Here is a 14,950-nt window from a genome sequence, read left to right as displayed (position 1 = left end):
GAGCCGCCCTGTGGGGGGAGGCTTCAAACCGCCACATGCTGCGAAAGCGGCGACGTGATCGTGGTGAGCGATGTGGAAAAGGCGTCCGGGAGGCGTCAGGTGGGGATCAGGAAGACGAACGCAAGTGAACCACTGCTGAAGTGTCGTTAGTGAAATCTAAGTGGCATCAAAACCGGGAGCCTGCGACGGAGTCCGGGATAAGTCTGGCGGGAGCCCGCGTATTGGCCAGGCGGTGTCCGGCATGGAGGTGGCGTGATCCTGGTCTGCTGCTCTTGCATGGAACGCGGGAAGGCACGTCCCGACACCGCCGCCGAACACGGCGGCAAGAGGGAGCACCTCAAGTGGCTGAACCGCAAGGGGCTGAGTACCGTCGCGGGGCGTGTTGGCGGACCGGTTCGTAGTAGTGACGAAGCCTCTGTAATGGGGGTGGAGCGAAGGGGCCGGGTCATCCGTGGCTGTGTGTGTCTGGTCAACCGGACGTTCTCCGGGAGGAGCCGATGGACAAGCTGAAGTCACCGGGCAAGTCGTTTGATATCTCGAAGTGGGAAGTTCTGGAGGCGTATCGGGAGGTCAGGAGAAACCAGGGAGCGCCAGGTGTGGACGGGCAGTCAATCGATGACTTCGAAAAGGATCTCAAGGGGAACCTCTACAAGATCTGGAATCGGATGTCATCTGGGACGTACTTTCCACCTCCGGTGCGAGCGGTGGAGATTCCCAAGCAGCACGGCGGCGGCACAAGAATGCTCGGCATTCCCACTGTCGCTGACCGCGTTGCTCAGACCGTGGTGGCACGGCATCTCATGAGACGGGTGGATCCTGCATTCCATCCGGACTCTTACGGATATCGACCCAACCGGTCGGCTCTTGACGCTGTGGAGACCTGTCGGCAGCGGTGCTGGAAGAAGGACTGGGTCATTGATCTGGACATCCAGAAGTTCTTCGACACCGTCCGCTGGGACCTCGTCGTCAAGGCCGTGGAAGCTCACACTGACGCCGTTTGGGTGAAGTTGTATGTCGAGCGGTGGCTTCGCGCCCCGCTGCAACTACCCGACGGCACCTTGCGGAAGCGGGACCGGGGGACCCCACAAGGGTCGGCGGTCTCGCCCGTCCTCGCCAACCTGTTCATGCACTACGCGTTTGACCTCTGGCTCGTCCGGACATACCCCGGCGTCCAGTTCGAACGGTATGCCGACGACGCGGTCGTGCACTGCGTCAGCGAGCGCCAGGCCCAGCAGGTCCTGGCCGCCCTCGCGGACAGGATGGAGGAGGTCGGGCTGCGGCTTCACCCCGACAAGACCCGGATCGTCTACTGCCAGGACGGCTATCGGCGAGGCTCGTACGAGCACACGTCGTTCACCTTCCTGGGGTTCACGTTTCGGGCCCGCGGGGCGCGCAGCAGGAAAGGGAAGAACTTCACCGCCTTCCTGCCGGCGATCAGCAAGGACGCCCTGATGAAGATCAGCATGGAGATCCGCTCCTGGCGGATCCACCAGCAGATCAACCTCACCTTCTTCGACCTCGCCCGTCGGATCAATCCGATAGTGCGGGGTTGGATGCAGTACTACGGCGCGTTCTACCGCTCCGCTCTGCATCCCCTCCTTCATCGCATCAACGCCTACCTGATGCGGTGGATCCGCGCGAAATACAAGCGACTGCGGGCGTTCAAGAAGGCCCATGCGTGCTGGCTGCGTGTGACCCGCCAGTACCCGAGGCTCTTCGCCCACTGGGCATGGACGCCCCGAGCCTGGCGATCAGGATGACAAGAGCGGAGTGACGGGAGACTGTCACGCTCCGTTCTGTGGGAGCCCGGGGGTGCGATTCCCCCGGGCGACCCGACCGACAGGGGTCAGCCGGACGACCCCGACAGCCCCAACCACTCCATCGTCTCCTCCCCGCGCGAGCGGGGGTCAGCCGCGGCTGGTCGGCGGCGACCAGATCGAGGCGAACTCCTCCCCGCGCGAGCGGGGGGCAGCCGTCACAGACCGTCACAATGGGGCGGCCCCAGCGCTCCTCCCCGCGCGAGCGGGGGTCGGCCGGGCAAGCCCCCGTTCCACGCGTGGTTCCAGATCTCCTCCCCGCGCGAGCGGGGGTCAGCCGCCGTAGTAACGCAATCCGCCGGATGTCCGGTCCTCCTCCCCGCGCGAGCGGGGGGCAGCCGGAGGTCCTCCCCGTGCAGGCGGGGTCAGCCGTCGTCCGGCAAGTGGGGGTTCGACGGGAGCCGGTCCTCCCCGCGCCCGCGGGGTCAGCCGTCAGACGCACCCCGGTGTGGTGGGTGTGTGTGGTCCTCCCCGCACCCGCGAGGGTCAGCCGACGCACCGCGACCGGCATGGGCGAAGGCACATGCAGGGGTCAGCCGCCGGTCTGCGCGGTCACACTGACCTGGTTGTCCGGACAACGCATTGAGGGTGGGCTGCATCCGTTGGTAGCACGACGGCACCCCCATCACCGGTGACTCCCAGCAGGTCCTGGCCCGCGAGACCGTCTGTCTCCTCGACGTCCCGCCCCACAAGACCGGCACCGCCTTCACCAAGCCGGTCGACCCGATCCTCTGCCAGGCCGTCGATGCCTGGCAGGCCGTCCGCCCGGATCAGCCGAAGTTCACCGACCGCCGCGCCGGCGAGCGCGTCGACCTGCTGTTCACCATCCGGGCCTGCCGCGTCCGCTGCGCGGAGGTCGTCCCGCGCCTGCGGGGTCCCCCGTCGGTCCTCCCCACCAGCACGGGCCCGCCGCGAACTCGTCAAACACCGACCATGCGCCGTGACACGATGAGAACCCGCACCTTGACACCACAACAGCACACCACGTCGCGCAACCAGTCAAGAAACAGCAAAGCCGCTGCTGCGCCGCAGGTCAGAAAGCCTCCTTCCCGCACCCGCGGGGGTCAGCCGCGACTGGTGAAAGGGACTCGGCTCGCGAGGTGCTCCTTCCCGCACCCGCGGGGGTCAGCCGGAGATCTGACATGGCCGCCCCGCGTCACGCCCCTCCTTCCCGCACCCGCGGGGGTCAGCCGTCGGGGTGGTGAGTTCGGGAGTTCACCGGCTCCTCCTCCCCGCACCCGCGGGGGTCAGCCGGCCATGAGCGCCGAAGCCGTCGCCGACGCCAACTCCTCCCCGCACCCGCGGGGGTCAGCCGGTGTACCTTCCGCACGCCCCGCCGGTCCATTCCTCCTCCCCGCACCCGCGGGGGTCAGCCGGGCCAGGACACCGGCACCGGCGGCATCATCAGCTCCTCCCCGCACCCGCGGGGGTCAGCCGCCCGCGCAGTAGGCGACCACCCCGGTCCCGGCCTCCTCCCCGCACCCGCGGGGGTCAGCCGCCGGGACCCGTTCCGGGCCCTCGCTCGATCGGCTCCTCCCCGCACCTGCGGGGGTCAGCCGCCTCCGGCGAAGCGGGCTGAGCTGCCCCGTTCCTCCTCCCCGCACCCGCGGGGGTCAGCCGCCCCGGTTCCTGTACACGCTCGCGGACCCTCACTCCTTCCCGCACCCGCGGGGGTCAGCCGGCGGCCTGGAAGCTCGCCAGGAACCTGGGCCACTCCTCCCCGCACCCGCGGGGGTCAGCCGGCGCTCCGCCTCCGCGACGATCTCCGCCATCGCTCCTCCCCGCACCCGCGGGGGTCAGCCGGCCGCGCGGGCGTCCACGTCGCCGACCTCCTCCTCCCCGCACCCGCGGGGGTCAGCCGATACGGCAATGCAGCTCATCGCGGTTTCCGCGCTCCTCCCCGCACCCGCGGGGGTCAGCCTCCCGGGCGGGGCGCTTTCTGCTGTCTGGGGCCCTCCTCCCCGCACCCGCGAGGGTCAGCCAGTTGCCCACGTAGTGGCGGCGGTCAGCGGCCGCTCCTCCCCGCACCCGCGGGGGTCAGCCGGCCTCTCCGGCACCGAACCTCACTGCTGATCACTCCTCCCCGCACCCGCGGGGGTCAGCCGTTTGACCGCCGCCAGTGCAGATGTCGGCGGCGGCTGAACCGTGACCCACTTTGGACGGTTGAGTTCTGACCCTCGCGTCGTCGGTGGTCTTGTTCAGTCGTTGTCGGTGGTGCGGGTGCGGCCGAGTTCGCGGCCCCGCATGCGGTAGGACTCGCCCTTGAGGGAGTGGACCTCGGCGTGGTGGACGAGTCGGTCGATCATGGCGGCGGCGACGGTCTCGTCGCCGAAGACCTCTCCCCAGCGGCCGAAGGGCTTGTTCGAGGTGACGATCACACTGGCTCTTTCGTATCTGTTCGAGATGAGTTGGAAGAACAGGTTCGCGGCCTCGGCCTCGAACGGGATGTAGCCGACCTCGTCGATCACGATCAGCGGATAGCGGCCGAGCTTGACCAGTTCGTCCTGGAGCCGGCCGGCCTGGTGGGCGGCGGCGAGGCGGTCGACCCACTGGGAGGCGGTGGCGAACGCGACCCGGTGTCCGGCCTGGCAGGCCCGGATGGCCAGACCGGTGGCGAGGTGGGTCTTGCCGGTGCCCGGCGGCCCCAGGAAGATCGCGTTCTCCTTGGCCGCTATGAAGTCCATTGTTCCCAGATGGGACAGTTGTTGGCGCGTCAGGCCGCGCAGGTGGGTGACGTCCAGCTCTTCGATGGTCTTGATCGCGGGGAAGCGGGCAGCTCGGATGCGGCCCTCGCCTCCGTGGCTGTCGCGGGCGGAGACCTCGCGCTGCAGGCAGGCGACGAGGTATTCAAGGTGGGTCCAGGACTCGGCCTGGGCGCGTTCGGCCAGGCGCTCGGCGGCGTCCAGCAGGGCGGGGGCCTTCATGGCGCGGGCGAGGAAGGCCAGGTCGGCGGCGGTCTGCCGGCCGGTGCGGGCCGCCTCGCTATCAGGCTTGACCGCGTCGGTCGTGGTGGTGCGGGCCATCAGGCGCCCTCCTCCCTTCCGGCGCCGCCCTCGATGAGGGTGAACATGCGGTCGTAGGTGCCGAGTTCGCGTTGTTCGACCTCGATGCCGAGGCTGTCGGGGGCCAGGAGGGCGGTGCGGGCGGTGGCGACGCGGGCGGCCTGCTGGTGGATCACCTCGCCGCGCAGGAGGTCGGCCGCGGCGGCGTGTTCGGGGTCGGTCAGGCTCTGGTGTTTGGCCCAGCAGCGGGTGTGGCGGGCCACGATGTCGTTGCCGGCGATGACGGTGATCTCCTCGTTGTCGGCGCGGACCATGACGGTCTTGCCGATGGCGCGGGGGTGGACGGAGTAGTCGTTGGTGTCGACGCGGATGTAGTGGTCGCGGCCGATGCGGGTGTGGAAGCGCCACCAGTTGGGCGGGGCGACGGGTGGGATGGTGAGCATCGCGGCGCGGTCGCTCTCCCAGCGATCCACCGGACGGGCGTCGATCGAGCGGTGCCGGCGCCGGTTGGCGATCTGCAGCCAGGCGGTCAGCTGGGTGTTGAAGTCGGTGGGGCCGGTGAACGTGCGTCCGGGCAGGAAGCTGGTCTCCAGGTAGCCGTTCGCGCGCTCGACCAGGCCCTTCGCCTCCGGGTCGCGGGGCCGGCAGAGATGGATCCTGACCGCGAGCAGGCCGGCGAACGCGGCGAACTCGCTGGTCAGTTTGCCTTTGCCGACGCCCGCCTCGTTGTCCCAGACCAGCGTCTTCGGGACGGCTCCCCAAGCGGTGAGCAGGCGCCAGTGGCCGTCGATCAGGTCGCCCGTCTGGCGGGAGGGCAGCATTCTGGCGGTGATCACCCGCGAATACCCGCAGACGATCACCAGCACCGGCGGTCGGCCCGACTGGCCGTAGCCGAGCGGAATGTCCACGGCCGGGAACCACAGGTCACACTGGGCGAGCTCACCGGGCTGGTAGACCGTGCGGGAGACTGGATCGACGGGCAGGTAGGCCGGTCGCAGCTCGCGCACGCGTTCCTTGAGGATCGTCAGCCCGCGCTGCCAGCCGATCCGCTCGGCGATCACCGTGGCGGGCATCGTCGGGGTCTGCTTGAGCAGCTCGCGGATGGCCGGCTCGACCGCGTCCACGGCCGAGCCTTTCAGCGGGCGTTGGTAGACCGGCGGCCGGTCGGTGGCCAGGGCCCGTTTCACCGTGTTCTTCGAGATGCCCATGTGCCGGGCGATCGCCCGGATCGGCATCTCCTCGGCCCGGTGCAGTCGACGGATCTCAGCCCAGTCCTCCACGGGAATCACCCTCTCCTCCTGACCCTCGATGGGGATCAGGATGATCAGACGATCGCAAGAAGGGTCGTATCTACTCCGGTGGGTCCCGTTTCATCCGCCGTTCAGCGGTCACAATTCGCCCGTCGCCGAGAGCAGACCGTCCTTTGTCTCCTCCCCGCACCCGCGGGGGTCAGCCGATGAGCGCGGACCAGAGCGCCCAGGCGACGAACTCCTCCCCGCACCCGCGGGGGTCAGCCGTCGACATCCAGGTGTCCGGGCCAGCGGCGGCGCTCCTCCCCGCACCCGCGGGGGTCAGCCGTTCCTGGCGGACGTCGAGAACCTGGGGATCAACTCCTCCCCGCACCCGCGGGGGTCAGCCGCAGCAGTTCCGCGACGGCTGTCAGGTGCTCAGCTCCTCCCCGCACCCGCGGGGGTCAGCCGTTCCGGGCCCGTAGGTGTCCCGCCCTGGCGGCCTTCTCCCCGCACCCGCGGGGGTCAGCCGGTCATGAGCGACCCGGCGACCCGGGCCACCGTCTCCTCCCCGCACCCGCGGGGGTCAGCCGGCCCGCCAGGCCGCCAGCCGAATCGCCGTGCGCTCCTCCCCGCACCCGCGGGGGTCAGCCGGAGAATGTAGCTTGACCACTCCCTATGGCGCTCTCCTCCCCGCACCTGCGGGGTCAGCCGCCTGGCCAGCGAATTTGCCGAGCTGCGCAGACCTCCTCCCCGCGCCCGCAGGGGTCAGCCGCCGAGCACCGAAAACCTCGAACGCCTGAGCAGGTCCTCCCCGCACCTGCGGGGGTCAGCCGCGCCGTCGAAGCGGAGGACATCGCGAAGCTGTCCTCCCTGCGCCCGCGGGGGTTAGCCGGTGACGACACCGTTGTCCTCCGCCGAGGTGATGTCCTCCCCGCGCCTGCGGGGGTCAGCCGGTCAGGGAGGGAACGATCACCTCCTGGCCGAGGTTCTCCCCGCGTCTGCGGGGGTCAGCCGTCGACCAGCCAGTAGCCGGCCCGGCGCTGGTCCTCCTTCCGGCGCCCGCGGGGGTCAGCTGGTGGGGCGGAGGAGTCGGCTGCTCGCTCGTGGGGATTGCTCCATGGTGCCCTGGTTGGTGAGCTCAGTAGCGGGCCGGGCCGGACTGGCGTGCTCGCACAGCGGTAGACGTCAATCCGTATCGAGCACCCAGGCACCATTGCCGGTAGCGACCAGGAAGGGGCCCGGTCATGCGGCACCTCTGACAGGGGCGGGCTGCGGCTGGCGGGCGGTGCGCAGGGGCATCGCGTGGCCGCGGGCGACGGCGAGGGCGGCTCGGTGGCTCTCGCGGAGCCGGCGGGTGCGGGCGGCCTCGGTCAGGGCCTGCTCGTCCTCGACCGGCGGGCGGTGGGCGTGCTCGGGTTCCCGGAGCTTGTTGTAGTGGCGGCGCAGGATCTCCTCCCGGGCGGCGGCGGCCTCGTCGAGGGTGGCCTGGCGGGCGGCGGCCTGCTCGCGCATCTGCTGGCGGAGGTGCTGGTAAGACGGGCTTTCAGCGAGCGGCGGCACCACCGGCGCCGGGGCCAGCTCCGCCCGGTGCTGGACGGTGGCGGTGGCCGGGGCGCTCTCGGGGGCCCGGGAGGGGGCGGCCGAGCTGACGCGGATGTTGAGGGCGCGGACGGTGTCGGGGCGGGCGCCGTTGATCTTGGCCAGGATGGCGCGCTGCTCGAGGCGGAGCTTGGTGGCCCAGGCCGGGGAGTCGCAGGTGACGCGCAAGGTGCGGGTGTCGGCGTTGAACCCGGCCGGGTACCAGTGCGCGGCCTGGTCCGGGCCGACGAGCTGAGCCCAGTTGTCGCGCATGGTGCCCTGGGCGGTGCCAAGCGCCCAGCCCTGGGAGGATGCCATCGCGGGCACGACGGCTGCCAGGGCGGAGGGCTCGCGGGCGTCCCGGCCGGCACGGGCGATCTGCTGGCGGGACGGCGCGTTCTTCTTCAGCGGGGCGTTGCCGTTGAGGCGGGCAGCGCGGCGGGCGGCGCGCAGCGCGGTGCGGGCGAGGTCGGCGCCGCCGGGCGCCTGGTCGGTGGTGTTGGTCATGCGGGGGACCTCCGTTCCGGGGGCGAAGTAGTCGGTGGCGCTCAGCGGGTGACGCCGAGCTGGACGTATGGGCTGGCGGCCAGGGCGGCGTAGCGGGCGACGATGTCGGCGCCGAACAGGTCGACGGCCAGGTCGCCGGCGGTTTCCATCCGGGCGGCGGCAGCGGCCGGGAGGTAGTACGCCTCCTGCCGGTCCTGCTCGGTCACCGGTGCGGCGGTGGCGGTCGCGGCCTCGCCGAACAGTCCGGCCAGGAACTCCAGCTCGCCGGTTCGCTCGCGCACTGCGGCCACGGTGGTGTCCTCGACCCGGGCCGCCGCGTCTGCCACGACCTGCTGGTCGTGCCGGTCCTGCTCGATGTCCTGGCGCAGGGCGTGCGCGATCAGCGAGTGCGGGCGCTCCGGGCGCCACAGCACCCCGGCGCACCCGTACTGACCTGCGATATCGCCCAGCCAGGCCACGACGCGCTCCTCGGTCCAGCCCCGGTCGGCCAGGTCGTTGAGGATCCACCGCAGCTGGTCGTGGCTGGCCTGGCGCACCCACGGCAGACGCCGGTACGCGGCCCGGGCGAGCCGGTCCCCGGCCGCCATCATCGCGGCTGTGACGACCTGCCCGAGCACCGTGCGACGCCGCTCCCCGGCGGGCTTGGCCGCACGCTTCCTGGTGATCGAGCTCGTGTCACGGGCCGCGCCCGTAGTTTTTGAATCACCTACGGAGGAAGAGCTGACGTAGGGGGTGGTACCGCCCTCCATTGGGGTGCAACGCGAGGTGCTGACGGGCTGCCCGGTACGGCTGAGACGAACGGTACGGCGGGTGCGGCGGAGCTTCTTCGCGGCCTTCTTCCCCAGCTCCGCGATGACCGACCGGCCCTCCTCCGAGATACCGGTCATCCGCCGCTCCAGACCCTCACCCGCGGTGCGGATGCCGAGCGCCCGGTCATAGGAGACCGGGATCAGGCGCTCGTACTCCGACGCCAGGCAGTCCACTCGGGTCTGCCCCTCCTGCATCGGCAGCCGGGTGCCGATCGAGCGCCAGGCCAGCAGGCCGGTCGTCCGCAGGATCTCCAGGTGGTACTGCACGGTCCGCTTGCTGCACTTCAGCTTCCGCATCAAGAACGCAATGGTTGGCCGACACGGCGTCAGCTCCGACAGCACCTCCACCAGGCGCAGCGTCGTCGCACCGAACTTCGGACCGTGAGTCGGAACGTAGAGGCCGGCACCGTGCACCCAGTGCGCGGCCTGCCGCCAGCTGTAGCCGTCCAGAGCGATCCGGCCCGCGGTCCCGGACACCATCTGGTGATCCTGCGGCGTCCACCGCTCCCGAGGGGGGACTACCGGGGCGACGCCGGTCGACTCTCGGCGCTGGCCGGGAACGACCGGACCCACACGGTTCGGACCCGATCGGGGGACACTCGGGACACCACCCATAAGAGTGATGTGCGTCACATTGTCGGCAGCGTGCGCGGCGGATTCGACAACCAGTCCGCCAACCGGTCCGCCAACGAATGCCAAGGCAGGAGCGGGGGAGAAGATCTCTCCCCCCTCCCGGATCCCATCACCCGAGCTCAAACCGGGGACACCATGATCGACAATCGTGGGTCGGTGAGACTGGAAAGGGCTTGTGAGCTGCTGCAAAATGGCAGACGCCTCCTACTGGACCTGCACGTGCAGGAAAGTGGACCGCCCCGCATCAGCGGGTCGGATGGTGCGGACCCCTCGGGGACCGCGAAGACCGGCCCCTCACGGGACCGGGCAAGACGCCCCTTCACGGGGCGGAACTGGATCGGCGGCCTCCTTCTAGGTGGTGGATCTGGTTACAGCCGAGGCCCTTGGCGGGGCCCCGACTGCGGGTTGGCTCCTGGCTAGGGAGCCGGTTGTTGATGACCTCTTGGCGGAGGTCAGATTTGGTGCAAGACCGCTGGTGGTCGGTTGGTCCCGATCTCCAGCAGGCCCGCTCAAGGGTTGGTAGCCCGAGAGCAGGTTGGTGCAGGTGGCCACGTTGATCCGGGATGGAAAACCCAGGGGAGCGGCCAGCGGAGCTAGACCCGTGGAACGGTCCGGCGCCGCAGACGAGGGCTAGGTCACGGAACACCCCCGCCTTGGGGGCCGCCGTGGCCAGCCACATACACGACGACGGCACCCCGCCGGAGCGAGACCTGGGAACTCCCGGTCGACTCCACGGCGGGGTGCCGCGTGTATGAGGGGGTGCCGTTGCGGGTACCCTGCATCACGTCACCACCCCTTACGTGGCTGACCGGGACGGGCCCCTGGCCGGGCGCCGACCCACTTGAACGCCGTCCGGACCCTCGGGTCCGGGCGGCGAAGTCCTTTTGGATCACTGGCGATGCCACCCTACCCCTGTGGACAACGCGCGGAGTAGCCGTCAGTTCACCGTGTCGATCCGGACCTTTGACGTTCAGGCAGGTGGGTCACGCGGCCCTGGTCTCGCCAGTCGCGATGCAGTGGTCAGCGTGTTCCTTCGCCTGCTGGGAGATCAGCTGGTAGTCGAGTCGGTCCTGCGTACTGGCGTCCGACCAGCGGTTGCAGCCCCGGCACTGCCAGGTGTACGCCTCCATCCAGCAGTCAGTCAGGACGAGGACCTCGTTTCCGGCCTGGGTCGTGAACTGGCTGGCGATCTGCATCCGCATGATGTCCTCCGGGTTCGGTCAGGGTTGGATGGTGCAGAGCACGGCCGTGGCGTCGTCGTGGGCCTTGCCCCGGAACGTGCCGGCATCCGTCGTCGCCTCAGCGGCGCGGGTCGCGTCGATGATGTGCGTCGGTCCGTTAGACGCCAGATCGGCCATGAACCGATCCCATGTCCAGCCGTATCGTTCGGGGAGCCGGCTAGCGCCGTCGGACAGCACCGCAACGGCGCTGACCTCCGATACGGGGATCGATGCAACCACCGCCCGGTCCGCGGCTTCCGGCTTCGTACTGGCAACCCAGAAGCCGCCGTTGTCGTTATTCCGGAACCCTCGGACGGCGTCCCGGGTGTACGACGCGAGGTGGGAGGTCCGGTCGTCGACCACGACCTGGATGCTGCCGTCGGTTCGCTGGACAGCCACCGGCGAGTCGGCCAGGGAGAGTACCTCCAATACGCCGCCGTGCGCCCGGACCATGGCGACGGTAGACGAGGGGCTGTCGGGGTTGGACATGTCGCACGTTTGGCCGTGGTCGACGACCAGGTCCTGGATCGCCTCCCGCAGGATCTCGCGCAGTTCCCCGTCGTTCGTCAGGAGAGCGGAGGAGAGGCGCGCCGCCAGCTGACGCACGTACCAGGCCACGGAATGGATGCAGCCGGTGGGCGCCCCCGTTGCGGTCGCTCCGTCGAGTACGACCGCGAAGCCAGCGCCCGTGACGACGGCGTCCTCGTTGACTCCGCCCGGCGTCGGGGCCGTGGCGTGGGTGATCTCCAGGTTAGCCATGATGCGTGCTCCTACTCGGGCGCGTCGAACTCGTAGGCGAACGTGTGGCGGTCGCCAGCCATGACGGACTGGAAGACCTCGATGGGTCGGTCCCCGGCGAAAGCAATTCGGTGTAGGTGCACCACCGGGACGCCAGGGCGCAATTGCAAGGCAGAGACCTCGGCCGGAGTGGGCATCTTGGTCTCCAACTCCTCGCGGAACCGGGTCAGGTGAAACCCGCGCTCCTCGAGCCGGGCGTAGCCGCCGCCCGGGCCGGTATCTTCCTCGCGGATGCGCGTGCCAGCCACGGTCTCCAGCTCGTAGTAGCTGTCGGCGAGCTGAGTGGGGGTCTGCTCGATCCAGGTGCGGCGGCGTCGAACGAAGACTGGCGTGTCCGCGGGGATGCCGAACCATTCGGCGACCCATTCGGGTGCCGGTACGTCGGCGAGTTCGAGGACCTCCTGGCGCCACTTCAGGCCCATAAGCTCGACCTCGGCTTGGAACGGGGCTTTGCCGGCGGTCCGGAGGTGGCGGGCGTAGCGGTCCGACCCCACTCGGATCATCGGGGGGCGCTGGACGACGAAGACGCCGCGGCCGCGCTGCCCTTCGACCAGGCCCTCGCTTTTCAGCACTGCGATGGCCTTGCGCGCCGTCTGAGGTGCGGTCTTGTACTGCTCGACCAGCTCGCTTTCGGATGGCAACTTCTCGCCTGCGGCGATTCGCCCGGCCTTGATGGCCGCCCGCAGGTCGTCAGCGATCTGCCGTGATGGCGGTCTCGGGTCGGTGGGGTCGATACTCATAGACACATCCTAACCTCGGTAGAGAGGTATTGAACAACCCCCACGCAGAGTGCTACGTTCGTCACGTCGAAACCTCGATAGAGAGGTAGCGGGGTAGGGATACGGCTGCTATGGCACATCCTCTGACCTGCGATCTTCCCAAGGAGTCTTCGACATCCAGCGGTCGCCGCCCACAGGTCGGGTGCCGGGTAGCTCCACCAAACCCATGCGACTGCCTCGCGGCAGTGCTGATGCGCTGTCCGCTCTCCAGGGCGCCGGGATCTCCCGTGCGGCCTGGCGGGCGGAGAGAGCACCGCGACGCGGCCCTCACCTTCTCCGTACAGACGAGGAGTACCTGATGACCACCTCGACCGCGATTCCCACCGCCCGAAAGCGCAAGAGCCGGACTCGCACGACCAACGTCTCCTCCCAGCCGGCGCTCCTGGTGTCGAAGCTGCCGCTCAACTCGGTCCAGCTCACTCACCGCGCCGAGGTCCTGGCCTGCCCGGCCTGCCAGACCTGGTGCCCCTTGACCCTGAACAAGGGCACCAAGGAGTGGAAGCTCGCCCCGCACCACGCCACGAAGGCCGGCACCCCCGGTGCCCGACGCTGCAGCAACTCCAACCGGCTGGTCATCATCGACGTGACGCTGGTTCGGTGGCAGGAGCAGCGCGTCGAGGCCAGCGCCGATGTCGCCGCCCGCCGGCCGACCAAGGTCCTGCGCAAGGTGAAGGCCCCGCTGCCCAAGGCGATCCACCAGCTCACCCCGGCCGCGCCCACCGCCGAGACCGCCCACGCCGCGTACGTCGGGCACCGCAGCCGCTGCGCGGCCTGCACCACCAGCAAGAAGGACGGCACGCTCCGGGTCAAGCACTGCGCTGACGGCGAGCGCCTGGCCGTCACCTACCTCCAGTTGCTGCGCCAGGAACCGGAACGCCGCGCCGCCCAGGCCCGAGCCGAGGAGGAGCAGCGGCTCGCCGAGCGCCGCCAGGCGAAGGAGCAGGTCAAGCAGCGCGCCGCCGAGTGGCCGGACGCGCGGGTGGGCTTCCTGCTCGCGAAGCGCCGCCGGGCCCAGCACATCACCGGCCGTCTCGTCGAGCCGATCCAGGGCGCGGCGGTGCCGGTCGGAGCCCGCCCGATCGGTGCGGTGCGCAGGGCGGAGGACGTGCTGGCCGAGAGCCCCATCCGGAAGCGCCGGCAGCTGTCCGCTTGACCAGCATCACGCCGGGCTCAGCCCGGTTCCAGAACTGAACAGCACTCCATCAGCCTGCGGCGGCCCGGAATCTCCGGGTCGCCGCTTCGCATGCCCGAACACGCCACCAGCAGCGTCACCCGTTCCGAGGAGACCGAGATGCACGACACCCACAACCAGCTGCTCGCCGACGCCTACACCTGGTACTCGACCGGTCTGCGTGACCGGGTGCAGGACCTTCTGGATGAGACGGGCCTGGCCACCGGCAGCGACACCGTCGACGACATCTGCGGGGAGCTGTGGCTGCACGCGGCGGAGTTCACCGCGACCCGCTGTCTCTCCTTCACCGAGGTTCTGGATCTCCTGGATTGGAGCGCCGACGTCCTGGTGAACCGCCTGCGCAACCAGCCGGCGCCCATCCTCGCGGGCCGGCTCGGCACCGCCGCCGACCCGGCCGACATCGCCGAGGTCGTCACCAACGCGGTCGGCGAAACCGACTACCGGCCGGCCGCTCGCCCGCAGCGTCCCGCCACCACCAGCTTCGCCTTCGCACACCTAACCGCGCTGCGCTCTGCCGCCTGAACAGAGCTCTTCTCCTGCGACGCTGCCCGTCGCCTCCGCCCCGGCCTGCCGGTGCGGGGACGGCGGGGGGACGGCAGGAGCTGCCCTCAAAAAGCGACGGCCCCGGGATTGCCCTCCCGAGGCCGTCAACGTCGCGCCTAAGTAGGAGGCAACGACTGTGCTGCACAACATCATTGCACGCCCCGCCCTCAACCTCGCCCCGGGTGACAGCGACCCGGACATGGACGAGGCCCTGCGCCGCGTCCGCGGTGGCCGGTGATGACGGCCCGCAGCTTCGCCGGCGGCACGCCGGTGACCAAGCCCAGTACGCCGGCCAAGCCGAAGGGCGGCAAGCGATGACCACCACCTACGGCACCGGCACCGTGCCCGGCCTGACCGCCCAGGAGCCGATCCTGCCCGCCCCGCGCCCCGGCCTGTACCTGGTCCCCCGCCTCGGCGGGATCACCGCGCACCTGACGGCCGACCAGGACACCGTGCAGACCGTGCGGGCCCTGGCGCTGACCGTCCTGGTCGCCCACGGCGTCGACCTGGAGACCGCCGAGTCCGCGCAACTGGTCCTGTCCGAGCTGATCGGCAACGCGGTGCGCGCCTGCGGGGACCACGTCCCGCTGGTCGTGGAGATCTACCGCTCCCGAGGAGTGGACGCGGTCGTCACCGTCCACGACCCGCTCGCCGGCGCCGGCCCCCGCCGCACCGACACCACCCCCGACAGCGACGAGGCGGAGTCCGGCCGCGGCCTGCTCCTCCTCGACATCCTCGCCCCCGGCTGGACCGTCACGCCCTCGCCCATCGGCAAGGCGATCCGCTGCCGCATCCCCGCGGCCGGCTGACCAACCACCCCTCCCCACGCTCCCGCTGCGC

11 protein-coding genes and 3 CRISPR repeat arrays are annotated in these 14,950 nt (G+C 70.2%); of the genes, 4 read left to right on the top strand and 7 right to left on the bottom strand.

Features of this window, described 5'->3' with window-relative positions; all coding sequences use genetic code 11:
- Positions 1–497: 497 nt before the first annotated feature.
- Positions 498–1,760, top strand: coding sequence for a group II intron reverse transcriptase/maturase (gene ltrA, locus ACH4J0_RS33880; RefSeq protein WP_396244847.1), 1,263 nt, complete (start codon positions 498–500; stop codon positions 1,758–1,760).
- Positions 1,761–1,885: 125 nt separating this feature from the next.
- A CRISPR array of direct repeats spans positions 1,886–2,301; the repeat unit is 22 nt; unit sequence CTCCTCCCCGCGCGAGCGGGGG.
- Between the two features lie 558 nt (positions 2,302–2,859).
- A CRISPR array of direct repeats spans positions 2,860–3,922; the repeat unit is 29 nt; unit sequence CTCCTCCCCGCACCCGCGGGGGTCAGCCG.
- A gap of 93 nt (positions 3,923–4,015) precedes the next feature.
- Here the strand turns inward: ltrA and istB are convergent.
- The 7 genes from istB to ACH4J0_RS33845 form a co-directional block, all read right to left on the bottom strand.
- The gene (istB, locus tag ACH4J0_RS33875) at positions 4,016–4,840 is read right to left on the bottom strand and encodes an IS21-like element helper ATPase IstB (protein ID WP_396244846.1); all 825 of its coding nucleotides are present in this window, start codon (positions 4,838–4,840) and stop codon (positions 4,016–4,018) included.
- Positions 4,840–6,108, bottom strand: coding sequence for an IS21 family transposase (gene istA / locus ACH4J0_RS33870; RefSeq protein ID WP_072652949.1), 1,269 nt, complete (start codon positions 6,106–6,108; stop codon positions 4,840–4,842). The genes istB and istA overlap by 1 nt, the downstream gene beginning before the upstream one ends.
- Before the next feature lie 138 nt (positions 6,109–6,246).
- Positions 6,247–7,126: a CRISPR direct-repeat array (repeat unit 29 nt; unit sequence CTCCTCCCCGCACCCGCGGGGGTCAGCCG).
- A 167-nt stretch (positions 7,127–7,293) separates the two neighbouring features.
- Positions 7,294–8,136 carry a DciA family protein gene (locus ACH4J0_RS33865; RefSeq protein ID WP_396244845.1) on the bottom strand — a complete coding sequence of 281 codons (843 nt, stop codon included), beginning with the start codon at positions 8,134–8,136 and terminating at the stop codon, positions 7,294–7,296.
- 41 nt (positions 8,137–8,177) lie between these two features.
- Positions 8,178–9,425, bottom strand: a complete 1,248-nt coding sequence (locus tag ACH4J0_RS33860; protein ID WP_396244843.1) for a hypothetical protein — start codon at positions 9,423–9,425, stop codon at positions 8,178–8,180.
- A gap of 1,136 nt (positions 9,426–10,561) precedes the next feature.
- Complete coding sequence (locus tag ACH4J0_RS33855) at positions 10,562–10,780, bottom strand: hypothetical protein (RefSeq protein ID WP_396244841.1); 219 nt, start codon at positions 10,778–10,780, stop codon at positions 10,562–10,564.
- An 18-nt stretch (positions 10,781–10,798) separates the two neighbouring features.
- Positions 10,799–11,557, bottom strand: a complete 759-nt coding sequence (locus ACH4J0_RS33850; protein WP_396244840.1) for a protein phosphatase 2C domain-containing protein — start codon at positions 11,555–11,557, stop codon at positions 10,799–10,801.
- An 11-nt stretch (positions 11,558–11,568) separates the two neighbouring features.
- Positions 11,569–12,336 carry a GntR family transcriptional regulator gene (locus ACH4J0_RS33845; protein WP_396244837.1) on the bottom strand — a complete coding sequence of 256 codons (768 nt, stop codon included), beginning with the start codon at positions 12,334–12,336 and terminating at the stop codon, positions 11,569–11,571.
- A 337-nt stretch (positions 12,337–12,673) separates the two neighbouring features.
- On the opposite strand from ACH4J0_RS33845, the gene ACH4J0_RS33840 reads away from it, so the two are divergent.
- The 3 genes from ACH4J0_RS33840 (at position 12,674) to ACH4J0_RS33830 (ending at position 14,919) form a co-directional block, all read left to right on the top strand.
- Complete coding sequence (locus tag ACH4J0_RS33840; protein WP_396244835.1) at positions 12,674–13,528, top strand: hypothetical protein; 855 nt, start codon at positions 12,674–12,676, stop codon at positions 13,526–13,528.
- A gap of 90 nt (positions 13,529–13,618) precedes the next feature.
- Positions 13,619–14,089 carry a hypothetical protein gene (locus tag ACH4J0_RS33835; protein WP_396244833.1) on the top strand — a complete coding sequence of 157 codons (471 nt, stop codon included), beginning with the start codon at positions 13,619–13,621 and terminating at the stop codon, positions 14,087–14,089.
- Between the two features lie 335 nt (positions 14,090–14,424).
- Entirely contained in the window at positions 14,425–14,919 is a 495-nt protein-coding gene (locus tag ACH4J0_RS33830) for an ATP-binding protein (protein ID WP_396244831.1), read from the top strand.
- The last annotated feature ends 31 nt before the right edge of the window (positions 14,920–14,950 follow it).

It is taken from the genome of Kitasatospora sp. NPDC017646, from assembly GCF_044329365.1.
GTDB lineage: Bacteria > Actinomycetota > Actinomycetes > Streptomycetales > Streptomycetaceae > Kitasatospora.
Note: the sequence above shows the minus strand (reverse complement) of the source record. Positions and strands in the feature narration are given on the sequence as shown.